This is a genomic window from Nocardia sp. XZ_19_231 (genome assembly GCF_015355705.1).
Classification (GTDB): Bacteria; Actinomycetota; Actinomycetes; order Mycobacteriales; family Mycobacteriaceae; genus Nocardia; species Nocardia salmonicida.
The window spans coordinates 444842-458048 of sequence record NZ_JACUZI010000004.1 but is presented as its reverse complement, the minus strand read 5'-3'; the positions used below and the strand labels follow the sequence as shown (position 1 = coordinate 458048).

Genomic DNA, 13207 nt, shown 5'->3' with positions numbered 1-13207 from the left:
GGCGTTGCCGCAGCGCGGAGGCGGCGCGATCGTCGCTGCTCCGGGCGGGCGGCGCCGGGTCAGGACCACAGCGCCCGAACGCCGGCGAGCACTCCGATGACCGGGCGCGCGCGACCACCGATCCCGGTCGTCGCAGCCCGGAGTTCGCGGACCCGTCGACGACGCTGTGTCACCGGTCGGCGGGAAGCACGCTCAGGAATATCACAGCTCGCCGTCGGTAGGCTGGCCCGATGAGTGCACTTCCAGCCACGTTGGTGAGGGTTACCGAGGATCTGGACGCGGTGACCACGGTCGGCCACGAGGACGATCCGGCCGATGCCGGGTCGTCGCGTGCCGACGTCGAGGCGATCTGGGCGTCGGTGCGCACGTGGTACGCGATGGGCACGACACCGGCCATTCAGGTGTGTCTGCGACGCAACGGTGCGATCGCGCTCAACCGGACCATCGGTCACGGGTGGGGCAACGCCCCGAGCGACGGTCCCGACGCCGAGCTGATCCCGGCGACGCCGCAGACACCGTTCTGCGGGTTCTCCACCGCGAAGGGCGTCGCCGCCACCCTGATGTTCATGCTCATCGAGCAGGGCGCGTTCGGGCTCGAAGACCCTGTGTCGGACTACATTCCCGAGTTCGCGGCACATCGCAAGGGCGTGATCACCATCGGCGACGTGCTGTCGCATTCGGCGGGTATTCCGTTCATCACCGCACCGCACAGCGGAACCGCCGCGGTCCTCGACGAGGAACTCGCCCTCGCCGCTCTCACCGATCTGGTGCCGAGCTGGCCGCCCGGCCGTTTCCGCGTCTACCACGCGTTGACCAGCGGACTGATCCAACGACTGCTCGTCCAACGCGCCACCGGCAAGCGGATGCGCGAGCACCTCGCCGACCAGGTGCTGACACCGTTCGGCTTCCGCTGGAACAACTTCGGCGTCGATCCCGCCGATGTCGACAAGGTCGTTCCCAGTGTGAAGACCGGTCCGCCGCAGCCCCGGCTGGCCCGATTCCTGGCGAACAAGGCCCTCGGCGGCCACATGGACAAGGCATCGAAGGCGACCAACGACGCCTTCCTCGCCGCCGAACTCCCCTCGGGCAACCTGGTCACCACCGCCTACGAACTGTCGCGGTTCTACGAAATCCTCGCGCGCGGTGGGGAATTGGACGGAAGAAGAATCATCGGGCCCGCCACGCTGCGCGCGGCGATCACCCCCGCCGATCGCATGCCCGGCCTGGCCGGTCGCGTCAGCCGTGCGGGATTCGAGCTCGGTGCCCGCCGCTCGAAATTCGGCCGCGATACCGGTTCCCATTTCGGGCGTAGCGGGCTCACCACCCAATACGGCTGGGCCGATCCCGACCGTGGCCTCTCCGGCGCCATCCTGACCAGCGGCAAGGCAGCCACCGACCTCGAACGGCCGTGGCGACTGGTCGCCCAGATCTCCGACACCCTGCGCCCGCTGGCGCCTGCCGACCGGCTTTTTCATCCCTGATCGGACCCGATCACGTCGGTCAGAAGAACGTTCCGCTGAAGGGCAGTGTGGGCGTGGCGAACAGGTTGTCGGCGGCGTCGACGGCGCCCGCGCGGTGCTCGACGACACGACCGGCGAAGGCGAGCTGGCGCCACGTCGACCCGCCGAGGTAGATCGCGCCGAGCGTGGCGACGTCGACGCTGACATCGGCCGGGTCGTCGACCCTGGTGATCTTGTCCGCGCAGATCCGGTAACGGCCGGTGTTGGCGGTGCGGATCGGATCGTCGACCTCGATGATCACCGGTGGTCCGTCGCGGTAGGTGCGGCGGGACAGCGCGGTGGGGACATCGACGAGTCGCAGCCAGGTTTCGTCGTGCACCGCCGCGACCTCGACCGCGCGTTCGTCGGTGAACAGGTGCCGCAGCGGCGCGTCCACCGGCGCGAACGCGAAGGTCACCTTGTCGACGAGGTCGACCGCGAGCAGGTGCCGAATCAGACCGAGGTAGGCCTGCGGGGTGGTCGCCACGAGATCGTCGACGACGATCGTGCGTTCGCGGCTGGTGAACCAGTTCGCGGTGTCGACCGGGTGGTAGCGCGCGAATCCGTCCTCGGCGCCGAGCGGGCCGTGCGCCACCGTGTACACCGGTTCGGCCGCGGTGCGTTCCTTGAGCTTCCACCAGTAATCGGGGCGATCGATCGCACCGGTCCACGAGATCGCGGCACTCGCGTAGATCTGTGGGAACAGCTTCCACGCGTCGGCCGGTTCGACGAACCGCACCGGGCCGGACGGCGGCACCGTGTCGCGCAGGCGGGCTCGGCCGCGGCGAAGATCCAGGCGCGCGAAGGAACTCGCCACGCCGTACCCGAAACGCTCGTAGATCGAGCCCTCGGACGCACGCAGGGTGGCCACCACTTCGCCCCGCTCGGCGATGTCGTCGAGCTGTCGGCGCAGCAGGGCGGTGAGCACTCCTCGCCGCGTGTGCGTCGGCAGCACACCGACATGCGTCACAGCGGCGTGGGGAACGCGCGCGCCACCGGGGACGACCAGCCAGCTGGTGTAGGACTCCGCGGTGCCGACCAGCCGACCGTCGATGCGCACGCCGAGCGTGCGGCCCGGTTCGGACAGGTGATCGCGATGCGGTGGCAGCGGTGGCAGTCCCACCATCGCCGCGCGGAACAGCGCACCCGCCGCGTGCAGATCGTCGTCGCCGCGGAGGGTGTCTACGTCAACAGCCATCCCCTCACTGTTCCCTATCCGGGGCAGTGCCTCTACTCGGGATCGGCGACGACAACGACGCCGGTCCGCGCTTCGAGCAGGTCGAGGGTGCGCGCGGCGGCGGTGTCGACGTGGATGCGGGGATGCGCCGGTGGGGTCGACTCGTAATACGTTCCCGGACCGTAGAACTGGCCGTATCGCAGGACTACGCCGCCCACGGCGAGCACGGCGGATTCGTGGGTCGTGATCGCATCGCCGCGACCCGCCGGCGGCGACCAGGCGATGCTTTGGGCGAGAAAGCGTTTCGCCCCAGCGGCCGTGGCGGCCGCGAGCAGATTGGCGGTGCCCTCGGTGCGGATGCGGGAGTTCGCCTCACCGGCGGTGGCCAGTCGCGCCACGTCGTCGGGGAGGTCGGTGAGCTGGTGCATGACAAGGTCAGGGGCGAAGTCGACCACCGCGGTGGTGAGGCCGTCGGCGTCGTAGACGTCGTGGACCACCGCGTCGGCTCCGGTCGCACGGACGGCTGCCGCTTTACTCGGGGAACGGGTCAGGCCGGCCACCTCGTGACCGGCGCCGACCAGTAGCGGCAGCAACCGTGCTCCGATGACGCCCGTGGCGCCCGCGAGAAAGATACGCACGTCCCCGACAGTAGCGCCGGACGGTTCTCAGGCCCCGATGACCGCGTTCATTATCGTGCCCGCGCTGGTGGCGACCGCGCCGCCCGCCATGGCGCTGGCGATCATCTTCGGCGATTGCAGGCCACCGCCGTTCCACTTCTCCCAGGCGAAGCGACCGCCGCCGTAGGTGATGGCCGTGACGCCGGACAACAGGATCATCCAGGTGAAATACCGGCCCAGCTGCATCACCTTGTCGGCCATCGGCGGTGCCTCCGGCGTGGGATTGCCCACCTGGGCGACAACGATGCCATAGGTGTCGTGCACTGCGGCCAGGATCATGCTCACGATCGGTGCTCCTTCGTCGGTTGTTCGTGGTGAAGCCGATGTCGAGAACTCGTGACGCGGTAGAACCCAGATATGTTGAACATTCAACCTCATGGGCGGATCGGTGACGTGGGCAACACTCCGCGCAAACCATGACCGCAGTCACAGCCGCAGATCCGTGCCCGCGTCGCGCCGTGCCCCTACTATCGAACGTGCGGGGCTCGTTCAGATTCGGCGCGACGAGGCGCTGACCACCACCTTCATCGCACGCCTACCGTACCGCGAGGAGGGCACAATGACTTTCCTGATTCCCTTGTTCATCGCGTTTCTCTTGGTGACCGCAGCAGTGGTGGCGGCTTCCTACGCCACCGTTTTCCTGACCTATTGGTTTGAATCACGCCGGATAAGTCCGGAACAGTCCGACCCGCATCCTGCACGCTGAGCCCCGTTCCGACTCGATGTCCCGGTATCCCACGCGGTACCGGGACATCGTCGGTTTCGCCCCGATCACATTCAGACCAGATCGAGACCGGACTGCGATGCGATCACCGCGGCCTGCACGCGCGATTGCACGCCGAGCTTGCTCAGCACCCGGGAAACGTGCGTCTTCACCGTGGCCTCGCCGATGCGCAGGCGTGTGCCGATCTGGATATTGGACAGACCGGCGCCGAGGCCGGCGAGCACCTGCCGTTCGCGGTCGGTGAGCGCGGACAGGTCCGGTGGCGGCGGGGTATCGGCCACGCGGGGCAGCGCGGCGATCACCGCACGCGTCACCTTCGGGTCCAGGACCGCGTCCCCGTCGGCCACCGCCAGCACGGCACTGACCAGGTCGTCGCCGCCGACGGACTTGAGCAGAAATCCGCTCGCGCCGGCCGAGAGCGCGCCCAGGACGTATTCGTCGATGGCGAAGGTGGTGAGAACCAGCACTTTCGCGCTGGTCTCGGCGACGACGGCGGCGGTGGCCTCCAGCCCGTCGACGCGCGGCATGCGCACATCCATCAGCACCACATCAGGGCTCAGGGCACGGGCCTGCCGCACCGCGGCGGCGCCGTCGGCCGCTTCCCCGATCACCCGCACTCGGCCGGAAACCTCGAGCAGCATTTTCAGGCCAGCTCGGATGGTGGCGTGATCATCGGCCACCACCACGGTCACTGTCACTTGTCCCCCAGCGGAATTCGCGCCGACACGCGCCAGTTGCCGTCGTGTGGGCCCGCGGTGATCGTACCGTCGACCGACTCCGCGCGAAACATCATGTTGCGCAATCCATTTCCCTGCCCCTGAGCCGCTCCCGGTGGGATCGAATTCGTCGCGGTCATCACCAATCTTGTCGCATCGCGGCTCAATTCGATGTCGAGGGGTGCACCGGGTGCGTGTTTGGTCGCGTTGGCCAGGGTCTCGCTCAGGATCCGGGTGACCACGGCCTCGACCGCGATGGGCAGTTCGAGGTCGGCGGGCCGTCGCAAGGTCACCGCACCGCCCGCGGCCTCGGCCGCGTCGATCAGGCCGTCCAGGGAGGAGAGCCGTGTGGTCACCGCGGTGTCGTCAGGTGCGGTCAGCAGTTCGATGGTGGTTCGCATCTCTTCGAGTGCGGCCAGACTGCCCGAGCGGATCGTCTGCAGGACCGCCATATTGCCGGGATCCTTCTGCGCCACTTCGGCCAGGATCGCCACGGCCGAGACGTGGCCTGCCACCGCGTCGTGCAGGTCTCGGGCCAACCGCCTGCGCTCCTCGCCGATCGCGGCCGATCGTTCGGCGTCGCGGGCGGTGAGCTCGGCGCGGGCAGCGACGCGTTCGGCGTCGACGGTGCGGCGGGAGGCTCGCACCGCGCGCGCGTATCCCAGCGGTGACCAGGTGAGCGCTACACCGATCAGAGCGGTGTACAGCGCCGCCCTGAGGCCGACCACGGCCAGCGCCAGCAGGGAACCGCCCAGGGTGACCGTCAGTGAGAACCAGCCGACCACCGCGCCCAGCCGGTCCGATCCGGTGCTGACGGCCAGGTAGATCACATCGGTCAGCGCGATCCACAGCGGCAGGGAGGGACCGTACACGAAGTCACCGGCCAGCAGGACGATCATCAGACCGAAGGCGAGGGCGGGCCTGTGTTGCGCGGTCATCTGGATCGCGAACGCCGCGCACAACAGCGCCAATTTCGCGGGCGGGGGGTAGAGGTCGCGGTCCACCGCGACCGCCCAGCCCCCCGCGGCCCACAGCAGCAGCCCCACCAGAAACACCCCGACGGCAGCGGAGGTCGCGCTGTCGAAGACGTCCGCGAGCCTGCTCAGGAGCGTGCGCGGTGGTGGCATGCCCCATTTCAGCACACCGCGCGCACGCGGCGGGTCCCCCGAAAGGCGGACCGGAGAACGGCCCGAAGCGGGACGACGGTGGACCGGTGTCGCGGGCACAGTGAGGACATGGACGAACTGAACAACCCCGTATTGCTGACGATCGCCGCGTGCGAAGTCGGTTTCTGGGTGCTGGTGGTGGGCGGTTTGCTGCTGCGCTACGTGATCCGGCTGCCGCGCGCGAGCACGGTGACGCTCGCGCTGGTGCCGGTGCTGGATGTCGTGCTGGTGGTCGCGGTGGCGATCGACCTGCATCGCGGTGGCGAGGTGACCTTCGCCCATCGGGTCGCCGGGATCTATCTCGGCTGCACGGTGATGTTCGGTGGCCGGATGATCCGTTGGGCCGATGAGCGATTCGCCCACCGATTCGCCGGTGGGCCGGTTCCGGTGAAGGTCCCGAAATACGGGCCCGAGCGCACCCGCAAGGAGTGGGCCGATTTCTCCCGGTGGCTCGGTGCGGCCGCCATCGCCGGCGCGCTCACCGTGGTGTTGAGCTATACGGTCGCCGATGCCGAGCAGCGCGAGCAGTTGATGGGGGTCTTCGGCAGCCTCGGCGTGATCACCGTGATCTGGCTGATCACCGGGCCGGTGTGGGTCACCGGGTCTCGCGGCAACTGAGGCCGGCATCGCCGCGACGACTTTGCGTGAGCCTCGGCCGGCAATACTCCGGGTGACCGAGGGGATCACCCGGAGTATCGGTTGTCGATTGCTCAGACGGTAGCGGCAGCCTGTTCGGTGACAACCTCACTGATCCAGGGCAGCACCGCGGACCGCACGTCGACCGTGCGCGGGAGCAGCCCGTTCGTCGCGAGGAGGTCGGCGGCGCGCTGTTGCTCGTCGAGGAAGTCCTCGCTCACCTGGTGCACGCCGAACGGGCGCCCGCGCAGCGCGGCTTCCCAGGCGTCGAGGTCGGCGGGGATGCCGCGCGACTCGGCGTCGTCGACGAAATACTGCGCCGCCTCGCGGGGCTGCGCGGCGATCCAGGCATCGGACTCCTGCAGCGCGGCCAGTACCGCTTCCACCGCGGCACGGTTGCCTTCGGCCAGGTCGCGGCGGGTGAACCACAGCGACGGGTGGCTGAACACCGAGGCGGTGTCGACCAGCGTGGTGAGCTCGGTGGCGGCCTCCACCTCCTGCAGGCCGGGGTAGGTGCCGACCCAGGCGTCGAGATCACCGGCCAGCAGCGCGGCGCCGCCCCCGCGCACATCGACGTCGACCGGTTCGACATCGGCCCAGGTGAGACCGGCCTGATCGAGGGCGAACAGCAGCAGGGTGGTCTGCCATGAGCCGTGCGCGATGCCGACCCGCTTGCCCTTCAGATCCGCGGCGGAGGTGATGCCGCTCGCCGCGGTCGCGACCAGTCTGCCGTTCTCCACCCGGGGACCCGAGATACCCAGATAGACGATGTCGCGCTGGTTGGCGAGCGCGGTGATCGGCGGGGTGAAGCCGGTGCCGATGATGTCGTAGCCGCCCTCGGTGAACAGCCAGTCCGAATGTTCGCTCGGCAACGCGGTTTTCGGATCGACGCGCGCGGGCTGCGGCAGAGCGCGCAGGTCGACCCATTCGACCTCGGGCAGCGACCGTTCCAGGATTCCGCGGTGGCGCAGGACGAACAGCGAGTTGTTGTGCGGGAAATAGCCGACCCGGATGCTCATCGCGCGTCTCCGATCAGGCCGAGGCGACGGGCCTCGTCGGCCAGACCGCTGCGCTGCCACTGCACGGCGAGGTTCGACGGATCGAATTCGACCGAGCCGCCGAGGGTTTCGGCGATCGCCTGGTACTGCGCGCCCTCTTCGAGCAGCACGACGAACTTCGCCAGCTCCAGCAGACCGGCGCGACCGATCACATTGGCGCCGCCGTTGGCCTCGAAGATCGCGACCAGGTGCGGGTCGACCGCGAGGCGGCCCAGGATGAAGTCGCCCGCGCCGATCGTGCGGTCGATGTGCGGCGGGATCTCGCGCGAGAGGGTGAGGCGCTGCGAGGCGGCGTAGCGGATCGGCAGGGTGCGGTGGGTCTGGGCCCAGCCGCCGAGCCACGGGGTGTGGATGTGGACGACGGAGGTGATCTCGGGGTGCGCGCGGAACACCTTCGCGTAGCCGGTGACGAATCCGGCGGATCCCCTGCCGGACAGTACTTCTCCGTCGAAGGTGGCGACGACGGGTTCGACGGTGCGGTCGGTGGCCCACGGGCCGGGTGCGTTGAGCGCGACGGCGATCTCCTCGCCGGGTACCCGCTCGACGAAGTTGACGGTGCCGTTGCCGGTGACGGTTCCGGTTTCCCGGAATACCCGCAACGCCGTGTCGGCGTCGCGGGTGACCGCATCGACGAAGGCCGTGACAGCCTCCGGCAGACGGGTTTCGGTGGTGGTCATCGAAGGACTCCTGCGTTATCGGGCCGTCGCGAGGACGGTCTCGGTGGACGGGGTGGTGAGCCTGGAGCGGCCGAGCAGTGGGAGGACTTCCTCGCCGACCCGGTAGGCCTCTTCCGGTGCGGGTTGCCCGCGAGAATGAAGGCGTCGACGCCGAGGTCGATCAGTTCGTCGAGCCGCTGGGCGACCTGTTCGTAGCTGCCGACCAGGCCGAAGGCCGGGCCACCACGGATCAGACTGAACCCGGCCCACACATTGGGCTGGACTTCCAGATCGCGGTAGCCGGTGATGGTTTCGGGCACCCAGCCCTTGATCCGAGCGGCCCCGACGGAGTCGCCCTGGGCGGCACGGTTGGCGGCGTCGCGGTCGACGAAGGCCCAGCCCTTCTCGATCTCGGCCCAGGCCGCTTCCTCGGTGTGGCGGGCGACGATGTCGATCCGGACCGCGAACTTGGTTGTGCGGCCGGTGGTTTCGGCGTTGCGGCGCACACCGTCGAATTTGGCGCGCAGGTCGGCGTAGGGCTCGAGCCAGGACAGGTAGTAGTCGGCGTGGCGGCCCGCCGCGGCGACGGCGGCACCCGAGGAGCCGGAGAAGTACACCTCGGGGAAGGGCTGTCCGGCCAGGCCCGGCGGCAGGGCGGCGCCCTCGGTGCCGAAGAAGCGGCCGTCGTGATCGAAGGGTTCGCCGTCCCATACCCCGCGCAGCACGTCGAGGAATTCGCTCGTCCGCGCGTAGCGGTCGTCATGGGAAACCTTGTCGCCCCACCACAATTGGGCCGGTCCGCCGCCACCGCTGATGATGTTGTAGACGAGTCGCCCGCCGGTGGCGCGCTGCAGGCTCGCCGACATCCTGGCCGCCTGCACCGGGTGCAGGAAGCCGGGCTGGAAGGCGACCATGAAGCGGTAGGTGGTGGTCTCGGCGGCGAGCGCGGCGGCCACCGCCCAGGGGTCGTCGGTCACCGGGAACGACGGCAGTAGCCCGCCGAGGAAACCCGCCGATTCCGAGGCTTTCGCGACCGCGACGACGTGGTCGAGATAGCTGTACTGGTCGAGTGCGCCGTCGCGGATGGCCGGTGCGATATTGCCCGGTCCGTAGCCGCTCGCATTGCCCCGGTTGTAGCGGCGCGGGGTGCGCAGGGAAGCGTGGTCGCCTTCCATGCCGATGCGCCAATAGACGTCGATGGTCATGCGGTGAGCTCCTGCGTGGTGGTGAGGGTGCGGCCCGCCGGGTCGGCGAGGAACAGCAGATGTTCGCCCGCGCGATGGATTTCCTCGATGTTCGGGTGTCCGGCCAGCACGAAGGTCTGTACTCCGGCGCTCTGATAGGCCGAGAGTTGTTGTGCCACCTGCTCATAGCTGCCGACCAGGCCGATGCGCCGGTCGTAGCCGAGAGCGTCGAAGCCCGCCCAGCGGCCCTCGCCGAGCGCGTGCTCGGCCGCGGTGTCGGAGCGGTCCAATTCGGCCCACTGCCGGTGGACCCTGGCCCAGGCTTCGTCCTCGGTCTCCCTGGCGATGATCGGCAGCTCCAGACCGACTCGTACCCGGCGTCTCGCAGCGGTGGCGCGCTCCCCCAATTCGGTGACGGCACCGGCGATTCCGTCCGGGCTCTCGGCGAACAGGTGTAGGTCACCGTGCGCGGCCGACAGTGCCAGCGCGGCCGGTGAGGTGCCGCTCAGGTGCACACTCGGGAACGGCAGACCGGACAGGATTCCACGGAATCCGCCGTCGATGACGTCGTAGTAGCGGCCTGAGTAGTCGAAGCCGGTACCCGCGAATCCCGCTGCGCCGATCTCGTTCTCGTTCCAGACGCCGCGGGCGACGGTGAGGAACTCCGCGGCGCGGTCGTAGCGCTCGTCGCCGGTGACGCGGTCGCCGCGCGAGCGGGCCTCGGCCTCGTCGGTGTCGACGGCCAGTCGCCAGTTCAGTCGGCCTGCCGAGTGCCGCTGCAGGGTCGCCGACACCTTGGCCGCGTACACCGGTGTGCCGAAGGCGGGCTGGAATTCGACCGTGACCTGGGTGTAGCGGGTGGCGCGCAAGGCCGCGGCCGCCACGATCCAGGATTCTTCGCCGAACGGGTCGTAGGGCGCGAGTACGCCGTCGAAGCCGTTCAGCTCGGCGGCATCGACGATCTGGGCGAGATCGTCGAAAGGACCGAACCGGCCGGGCCGGACATCGGTGGCCTCGGTAGGCTGCGTCGGCGGACCGAAGCCACCGCGACCACGCAGTTCGGGCTTCGCACGGCGGCCGTCGCCGCGGCTGGGCAGCCGCCAAGAGAACTCGGTCATGCGGGCACCCGCTCGGAGGCGACGAGCTCCTGTGCGCGAGCCAACGGCTCAGGGGCGACCCAGGAGTCGAGATCGAAGTCCGCGGCCAGGAAACCGTGGCTGTAGAGGAACTGCTTCTGCACCCCGAGCAGTTCGACGCGTTCGGCGGTGAGCGAGGGATGCAGTCCGCGATGGAATTCGTCGCCGTAGGCGGCGGCGACTCCCTCTGGCCCGGACAGTGTTTCGCGCTGCAGCACCGCGCGGACGCCGTCGAGATCGTCGGCTGCCCAGTCGGCGGCGCGCAGGCTCTGCGCGAGGAAACCGACGACGACCTCGGGCCGGGACTCGAGCAAGTCGGCGTGCACGGTGATCGGACGCGGTGTTCCGTTGTTGACCCGCAGGTGCTTGGTGGCCGAGGCGTCGAGGTCGACCGCGACGCGAAGCCCGTTCTCCTTCGCCACTTCCTGGGCGCGGGCGCCCTTGACGTAGATGGCGTCGACCTTGCCGTCGAGGAGTTCCTCAACACCCCACGTCGTCGAGCGCCGTGCGCTCTGGATCGCGGTGCGCACCTGCGGGTCCCGCTCGACATCGAGCTCGACGACCCGGACATCGGCCAGCGTCAGCCCGGCGGGGCGCAGCGCGTTGGCGAAGCCGTGCAGTGCCATCGCGCGCGGGAAACTGCGCGCCTGGTCCTGGGCCCAGGCAGGGATGCCGACGCGCAGACCGGCCAGGCCCGCCGCGTCGGTGACCGGCGAATCGGGGCCGACCAGGATCGCCTGGGACTCGTCGATCCAGGTGAGCCCGATCAGGCGGGTGGGCGAACCCTGCGCGCGAGCGGCCAGGGCGGGAACATTGCCGCCCTCACGGATCAGGCCGGACAGGTCGTGCAGGAAGTGGTGGCCCGCGAGCTCGGGACCGGCGTCCTGCAGGACACCGAATTCGAGGCCCGCGCTCGCGGCGGTCTCGCCGAGCCAGCCGAGGCTGTGCGCGAGACCGCTCGCGGTCGGCACGGGGCAGCGGGTGTACCACAGGGTTTCGGTCATGACAGGCTCCTGGTGTGTGGTCCGACGCCGAGCTGGGCGAGGAATTGCGTGCGGTAACCGAGGGTTTCGGGTGCCGCGTGATCACGCGGGTGGGGTAGGTCGATGACCTCGTCGACGGCGAAACGGCCGTGGTCGAGGATGATCACCCGATCAGCGAGGCGGATCGCCTCGTCGACGTCGTGGGTGACCATGAGGACGGCGGGCCGGTGCCGGGCGACGAGATCGCCGACGAGGTCCTGCATCTGGAGCCGGGTGAGGGCGTCCAATGCCGCGAACGGTTCGTCGAGCAGCAGCAGTTCCGGTTCCCGCACCAGCGCCCTGGCGAGTGCGGCGCGCTGGGCTTCGCCGCCGGACAGTGTGGCGGGCCACTGGCCTGCTTTACCGTCGAGGTGGACCTCGTTCAGTGCGCGAAGTCCGGCGTCTCGCTGTGCCTTACCGCGCCGCAGGCCGACGATCACGTTGGCCAGCACCCGCTTCGACGGGATCAGCCGGGGCTCCTGATAGACCGTCGTGCGTCGGGAGGGCACCAATACCGCACCAGCATCCGGGGTTTCGAGCCCGGTGAGCAGACGCAGCAGGGTGGTCTTGCCGGTGCCGCTCGGGCCGAGCAGCACCACGAACTCGCCGCGGCGGATGGTCAGGTCGACTCCGTCGAGCACTGTCTTCTCGCCGAACGCCTTGCGCAGGCCGGTGATCGATACCGCGACCGGGGCCGGTGCTTCGGTCTCGACCTGGACCGGCGCGGCTGTTGTCGTCGTCATCGGATCGCCACCTGCTTCCGCCATGGCATCGCGTAGCGTTCCGCGAGCCGTACGAGTGCGTCGAACACCAGACCGAGCAGTGCGTAGAGCACGACGCACAGCACCATGTAGTCGGTGCGGTTGTATTCCTGAGCGAGGGTCACCAGGTACCCGACGCCCTGCTGGGTGCCGACCTGCTCGGCGGCGATGAGCGCGGTGATGCTGATCGACAGGCATACCCGCAGCGCCATCAGAATCCCGGGCAGTGCGGCGGGCACGATCACCTCGAGCACCAGCCGGGTGCCGGTGAGCCCGAAACTGCGGGCCGCCTCGACCATCTTGCGGTCGACATTGCGCACGCCGAGATAGGTGTAGGCATACATCGGCGCGGTCGTCGCCACCGCGATGAGCAGGATCTTGTACAGCTCGTCGATGCCGAACCAGGCGATGAACAGCGGAACCAGCGCCAGGAACGGCACGGCCCGCACGATCTGCATGGTCGAATCGACCAGTTCCTCACCGAGGCTGGACAGGCCAGACAGCAGGCCGAGCACCAGCCCGACCCCGACGCCGATCGCCACCCCGGCGGCCGCGCGCCCGAACGAGGCGAGCGCGAACTCCACCAACTGACCGCTGTCGAACAGTTCGACGAACGCCGACCAGACCGCGCCGGGGCCGGCGATCACCCGCGGCGAGATCGCGCCGCTCGCCGAACCCACCCACCAGACCAGCACGATCGCGGCGGGGAGAACAGCACGCAGGCCGAGCGACAACCACCTCGGCCGCTGCCGGGCGACGCGCGCCCGGGGCGGGGCCAATGCGAGGCTGCTCACC

General features: G+C 69.3%; 14 protein-coding genes and 1 pseudogene. 3 read left to right on the top strand and 12 right to left on the bottom strand.

Annotated elements, in window-relative coordinates; translation table 11 throughout:
* Window positions 1–230: 230 nt before the first annotated feature.
* Window positions 231–1481, top strand: coding sequence for a serine hydrolase (locus tag IBJ82_RS20735; protein ID WP_194827602.1), 1251 nt, complete (start codon window positions 231–233; stop codon window positions 1479–1481).
* A gap of 19 nt (window positions 1482–1500) precedes the next feature.
* Here the strand turns inward: IBJ82_RS20735 and IBJ82_RS20730 are convergent, their stop codons facing one another.
* From IBJ82_RS20730 to IBJ82_RS20720, 3 genes are read right to left on the bottom strand one after another with little or no spacing between them, the layout of a single operon-like run.
* Window positions 1501–2697, bottom strand: coding sequence for a GNAT family N-acetyltransferase (locus IBJ82_RS20730; protein WP_194827601.1), 1197 nt, complete (start codon window positions 2695–2697; stop codon window positions 1501–1503).
* Window positions 2698–2729: 32 nt separating this feature from the next.
* On the bottom strand, window positions 2730–3314 hold the full coding sequence (locus IBJ82_RS20725) for an NAD-dependent epimerase/dehydratase family protein (protein WP_194827600.1): 585 nt from the start codon (window positions 3312–3314) through the stop codon (window positions 2730–2732).
* A gap of 27 nt (window positions 3315–3341) precedes the next feature.
* Window positions 3342–3632 (bottom strand): hypothetical protein, encoded by a 291-nt coding sequence (locus tag IBJ82_RS20720; protein WP_174555379.1) that lies wholly within the window; start codon window positions 3630–3632, stop codon window positions 3342–3344.
* A gap of 280 nt (window positions 3633–3912) precedes the next feature.
* Between IBJ82_RS20720 and IBJ82_RS20715 the strand changes: the two genes are divergently transcribed.
* Window positions 3913–4059: a hypothetical protein gene (locus tag IBJ82_RS20715; protein ID WP_194827599.1), complete on the top strand. Its 147-nt coding sequence runs from the start codon at window positions 3913–3915 to the stop codon at window positions 4057–4059.
* Window positions 4060–4130: 71 nt separating this feature from the next.
* Here IBJ82_RS20715 and IBJ82_RS20710 read toward each other — a convergent pair whose 3' ends face one another.
* Window positions 4131–4775 (bottom strand): response regulator transcription factor, encoded by a 645-nt coding sequence (locus IBJ82_RS20710; RefSeq protein WP_194827598.1) that lies wholly within the window; start codon window positions 4773–4775, stop codon window positions 4131–4133.
* Window positions 4772–5920: a sensor histidine kinase gene (locus IBJ82_RS20705; protein WP_194827597.1), complete on the bottom strand. Its 1149-nt coding sequence runs from the start codon at window positions 5918–5920 to the stop codon at window positions 4772–4774. The genes IBJ82_RS20710 and IBJ82_RS20705 overlap by 4 nt, the downstream gene beginning before the upstream one ends.
* 108 nt (window positions 5921–6028) lie before the next feature.
* On the opposite strand from IBJ82_RS20705, the gene IBJ82_RS20700 reads away from it, so the two are divergent.
* Window positions 6029–6577 (top strand): hypothetical protein, encoded by a 549-nt coding sequence (locus IBJ82_RS20700; protein ID WP_194827596.1) that lies wholly within the window; start codon window positions 6029–6031, stop codon window positions 6575–6577.
* A 92-nt stretch (window positions 6578–6669) separates the two neighbouring features.
* Here IBJ82_RS20700 and IBJ82_RS20695 read toward each other — a convergent pair whose 3' ends face one another.
* The 7 genes and pseudogenes from IBJ82_RS20695 to IBJ82_RS20665 form a co-directional block, all read right to left on the bottom strand.
* On the bottom strand, window positions 6670–7614 hold the full coding sequence (locus IBJ82_RS20695; protein WP_194827595.1) for an ABC transporter substrate-binding protein: 945 nt from the start codon (window positions 7612–7614) through the stop codon (window positions 6670–6672).
* Window positions 7611–8330: a class II aldolase/adducin family protein gene (locus IBJ82_RS20690; RefSeq protein WP_194827594.1), complete on the bottom strand. Its 720-nt coding sequence runs from the start codon at window positions 8328–8330 to the stop codon at window positions 7611–7613. Before IBJ82_RS20690 ends, IBJ82_RS20695 begins: the two co-directional genes overlap by 4 nt.
* Window positions 8331–8345: 15 nt before the next feature.
* Window positions 8346–9514: pseudogene (locus tag IBJ82_RS20685) on the bottom strand (LLM class flavin-dependent oxidoreductase).
* Window positions 9511–10611, bottom strand: coding sequence for an LLM class flavin-dependent oxidoreductase (locus IBJ82_RS20680; protein ID WP_194827593.1), 1101 nt, complete (start codon window positions 10609–10611; stop codon window positions 9511–9513). Before IBJ82_RS20680 ends, IBJ82_RS20685 begins: the two are co-directional and overlap by 4 nt.
* Window positions 10608–11633 (bottom strand): ABC transporter substrate-binding protein, encoded by a 1026-nt coding sequence (locus IBJ82_RS20675; protein WP_194827592.1) that lies wholly within the window; start codon window positions 11631–11633, stop codon window positions 10608–10610. The genes IBJ82_RS20680 and IBJ82_RS20675 overlap by 4 nt, the downstream gene beginning before the upstream one ends.
* The gene (locus IBJ82_RS20670; RefSeq protein WP_228537425.1) at window positions 11630–12394 is read right to left on the bottom strand and encodes an ABC transporter ATP-binding protein; all 765 of its coding nucleotides are present in this window, start codon (window positions 12392–12394) and stop codon (window positions 11630–11632) included. Before IBJ82_RS20670 ends, IBJ82_RS20675 begins: the two co-directional genes overlap by 4 nt.
* A complete protein-coding gene (locus IBJ82_RS20665; RefSeq protein WP_194827590.1) occupies window positions 12391–13206 on the bottom strand; it encodes an ABC transporter permease in 816 nt (271 codons plus the stop codon). The genes IBJ82_RS20670 and IBJ82_RS20665 overlap by 4 nt, the downstream gene beginning before the upstream one ends.
* Window position 13207: the final 1 nt, after the last annotated feature.

Excerpts from the sequence above, each read along its gene's own strand:
- IBJ82_RS20735 (WP_194827602.1), top strand. The coding sequence starts at position 231 with ATGAGTGCACTTCCAGCCACGTTGGTGAGGGTTACCGAGGATCTGGAC.
- IBJ82_RS20730 (WP_194827601.1), bottom strand. The coding sequence starts at position 2,697 with ATGGCTGTTGACGTAGACACCCTCCGCGGCGACGACGATCTGCACGCG.
- IBJ82_RS20720 (WP_174555379.1), bottom strand. The coding sequence starts at position 3,632 with ATGATCCTGGCCGCAGTGCACGACACCTATGGCATCGTTGTCGCCCAG.
- IBJ82_RS20715 (WP_194827599.1), top strand. The coding sequence starts at position 3,913 with ATGACTTTCCTGATTCCCTTGTTCATCGCGTTTCTCTTGGTGACCGCA.
- IBJ82_RS20705 (WP_194827597.1), bottom strand. The coding sequence starts at position 5,920 with ATGCCACCACCGCGCACGCTCCTGAGCAGGCTCGCGGACGTCTTCGAC.
- IBJ82_RS20700 (WP_194827596.1), top strand. The coding sequence starts at position 6,029 with ATGGACGAACTGAACAACCCCGTATTGCTGACGATCGCCGCGTGCGAA.
- IBJ82_RS20695 (WP_194827595.1), bottom strand. The coding sequence starts at position 7,614 with ATGAGCATCCGGGTCGGCTATTTCCCGCACAACAACTCGCTGTTCGTC.
- IBJ82_RS20690 (WP_194827594.1), bottom strand. The coding sequence starts at position 8,330 with ATGACCACCACCGAAACCCGTCTGCCGGAGGCTGTCACGGCCTTCGTC.
- IBJ82_RS20680 (WP_194827593.1), bottom strand. The coding sequence starts at position 10,611 with ATGACCGAGTTCTCTTGGCGGCTGCCCAGCCGCGGCGACGGCCGCCGT.
- IBJ82_RS20675 (WP_194827592.1), bottom strand. The coding sequence starts at position 11,633 with ATGACCGAAACCCTGTGGTACACCCGCTGCCCCGTGCCGACCGCGAGC.
- IBJ82_RS20670 (WP_228537425.1), bottom strand. The coding sequence starts at position 12,394 with ATGACGACGACAACAGCCGCGCCGGTCCAGGTCGAGACCGAAGCACCG.